The organism is Streptomyces sp. NPDC018610, from assembly GCF_044391765.1.
Lineage (GTDB): Bacteria > Actinomycetota > Actinomycetes > Streptomycetales > Streptomycetaceae > Streptomyces.
On record NZ_JBISAL010000027.1, the window covers coordinates 1 to 2,519 of the forward strand.

5 protein-coding genes are annotated in these 2,519 nt (G+C 72.6%); 1 reads left to right on the plus strand and 4 read right to left on the minus strand.

Translation table 11 applies throughout. From position 1 onward, the window contains the following. On the minus strand, window positions 1-221 hold a 221-nt coding region (locus tag ACH5A8_RS34515; RefSeq protein ID WP_399007947.1), incomplete at its 3' end, for a biotin carboxylase N-terminal domain-containing protein. A gap of 374 nt (window positions 222-595) precedes the next feature. Between ACH5A8_RS34515 and ACH5A8_RS34520 the strand changes: the two genes are divergently transcribed. After that, complete coding sequence (locus ACH5A8_RS34520) at window positions 596-1,147, plus strand: hypothetical protein (protein WP_399007948.1); 552 nt, start codon at window positions 596-598, stop codon at window positions 1,145-1,147. Window positions 1,148-1,174: 27 nt separating this feature from the next. Here the strand turns inward: ACH5A8_RS34520 and ACH5A8_RS34525 are convergent, their stop codons facing one another. The 3 genes from ACH5A8_RS34525 to ACH5A8_RS34535 all read right to left on the minus strand — a co-directional run bounded on the left by ACH5A8_RS34525 (window position 1,175) and on the right by ACH5A8_RS34535 (window position 2,476). Then, window positions 1,175-1,795 carry a Maf family protein gene (locus ACH5A8_RS34525; RefSeq protein WP_399007949.1) on the minus strand — a complete coding sequence of 207 codons (621 nt, stop codon included), beginning with the start codon at window positions 1,793-1,795 and terminating at the stop codon, window positions 1,175-1,177. Between the two features lie 252 nt (window positions 1,796-2,047). After that, the gene (mmpB, locus tag ACH5A8_RS34530; protein WP_275419387.1) at window positions 2,048-2,176 is read right to left on the minus strand and encodes a morphogenic membrane protein MmpB; all 129 of its coding nucleotides are present in this window, start codon (window positions 2,174-2,176) and stop codon (window positions 2,048-2,050) included. Window positions 2,177-2,266: 90 nt separating this feature from the next. Then, window positions 2,267-2,476, minus strand: a complete 210-nt coding sequence (locus tag ACH5A8_RS34535) for an acyl-CoA carboxylase epsilon subunit (protein WP_399007950.1) — start codon at window positions 2,474-2,476, stop codon at window positions 2,267-2,269. Between the last annotated feature and the right edge of the window lie 43 nt (window positions 2,477-2,519).

The window sequence follows — 2,519 nt, forward strand, 5'->3', positions numbered from 1 at the left end:
GCGCCGGATTCCTTGGCTGCCTTGAGGACCTTGTCGATGTCCAGGTAGCTGGTGGCGGGGGTGTCACCGCCCAGGGCGAACGCCTCATCCGCGGCCCGGACATGCAGAGCGTCCCGGTCCGGGTCGGCGTAGACGGCCACGCTCGCGATCCCGGCATCGCGACAGGCCCGGGCCACGCGGACAGCGATTTCGCCACGGTTGGCGATGAGCACCTTGCGCACGATTGAGGCTCCCTCCTTGAAACAAGCCGAGTTTAGGGACTGCCGACACGGCACATCGACCCGTCCCCAATGGTGAGCTTGCCCACACGGAGCGTGATTCGAGGCTCGCTCGACCCGCGAAATCCCTTGTCGCGTCGCCGTACGCAGGACTCCTCCGGGAAACCCTAGCCTTCCGATGTGGTCAAGGTCTCTGTGCGAGCGTGCTGCGCCCCACTTCGTTTCTTTGTGGAGTCCCTACGAATGGCCCAATGATTCTTTGCCGTCGGCACGACCCTTGTTCCTCGGTTTACCCGTTAGTAGCGTTCGCGATGTCTCGACGGTACTGGCGGTAACAGGGCTCCGGGTGGAGCGACAGTCGGAAGTGGGTGGGACCGGTGGTGCGCAGACCGGTGGCGTGGATCGTGGCGCTCGTGCTCTTCGCGGAGGCGTTGGGAGTCGCGGCGCTGAACTGGATCCTCGGGGAGTTCGTCCACCGGCAGCACATGTCGCTGGCCGGCTCGGACCCGGACGTGGTGTCGACCTCGTCGAAGATCGGCGCCGTGGTCTTCGGCCTCTACTTCGCCCTGTGCGGCCTGGTGGCCCTGATCGTGGCGATACGGGGGCGCCGCCCGGCCGGCTTCGGCCGCATCCTGCTGATCAGCGCGGCCGTGGTGCACGGGCTGCTGGCCGCGGTCTCCTGGGGGCTGGTCGGCTGGGAGGCGTTCCTGTTCCTGATCGTCGTGCTGGCGCTGATCGTGCTGCTGCTGATGACCTACGACCGCGAGGAGGGGCCCGCGGGGGCCGCTCCCCGGGACGCCGGTCCTCGGGGCCCCGGCGCCGCCCGTGACGCGGGTGCGGGTCCGAAGGCGGGTCCGGAGGGCGACCGGCCGCAGGGCGGCGGTCCGGTCGGTCCGGTCGTGCCTCCGGCGGAGCCGAGTGCCTCCTGAGCGGCAGACGGGCCGGTCAGGGACGCATCAGTCCTGGGCCGGCGTCCACAGGTCGGTGATGCCCACGCCCAGTCCGGCCATCAGCCGGCGGATGAGCGGGAGGCTGATGCCGATGACGTTGCCGTGGTCGCCGTCGATGCCGTCGATGAACGGCGCCGAGCGGCCGTCCAGAGTGAAGGCGCCGGCGACGTGGAGTGGCTCGCCCGAGGCGACGTAGGCGGCGATCTCCTCGTCCGTGGGCTCGCCGAAGCGCACCACCGTGGAGGCCGTGGCCGAGGCGTGCCGGCCGCTCGCCGTGTCCCAGACGCAGTGCCCGGTCTGCAGGGTCCCGGCCCGGCCGCGCATCGCCTTCCAGCGGGCGGTGGCCTCCTCGGCGTCGGCGGGCTTGCCGAGCGCCCGGCCGTCCAGGTCGAGCACCGAGTCGCAGCCGATCACCAGGGCGCCATGGACCTCCGGACGGGCCGCCACCACGGAGGCCTTCGCCTCGGCGAGCGCGAGCGCCAGTTCGGCGGGGGTGGGCGCGGAGACCGCTTCTTCGTCGACGCCGCTGACGATCACCTCGGGGTCCAGTCCCGCCTGCCGGAGCAGCCCGAGCCGGGCGGGGGACTGGGAGGCGAGCACGAGACGGCGGCGCGGCTGATCAGTCATGCGGTCAGCGTATCGGCGAGGACCGCTTCGGCTCACCTCGGCCGGACGGCTGACAGGGAGCGGCCAGGGGAGGGAGCGGCCGATGAGGGCGCGGGCCGGGGGCCGGCTGGTGAGGGGCGTGGGCCGGGGCGGCCGGTGAGGGGCGGCTGGTGAGGGGCGCGGGCCGGGGACGGTCGATGGGGGATGCGCCGGCAGGGGCGGTCAGGGGCGGTCAGGGGCGGTGCGGGCCTGCCGTGGGGCTTGCGGGCGTGTTCACCTCAGACCGATCACGACCATCGCGAGGACCATGGCCAGCGCCATGAGAACGCCCAGCCGCCGAAGCATCGCCTGCATGTCGCGCAGCTCTTCCGGCGGCTCGTTCTCGGGGTCGGACCACAGCATGCCCCCGATCGTGCGGCGCGGACCGGGTCCGGCGCCTGAGTACGCGTACTCAAGTGGGCCGGATCCGGTCCCCCGCACGGTCCCGGAGGCTCAGGCGGGCCAGTAGGTGCGGGCCCACGCCGAGGGGCCCGGGTGCGGGACGCCCTGGGCGGCGATGCGGGACGGGTCGGCCCAGGAGTCCCGCGGACCCGGCGCGCCGGACGGCGGCGCGGCCGCCGTCACGGCGCGCGCCCTGACCACCGCCAGGGCGGCGGCGAGCTCCTCGGGGGTGGGGTTGCCTCGTACGACCTTGATCGTCATGTCGGCTCCAGCGGGCTGAGAGGGGTCAGAGGGGGATGTTGCC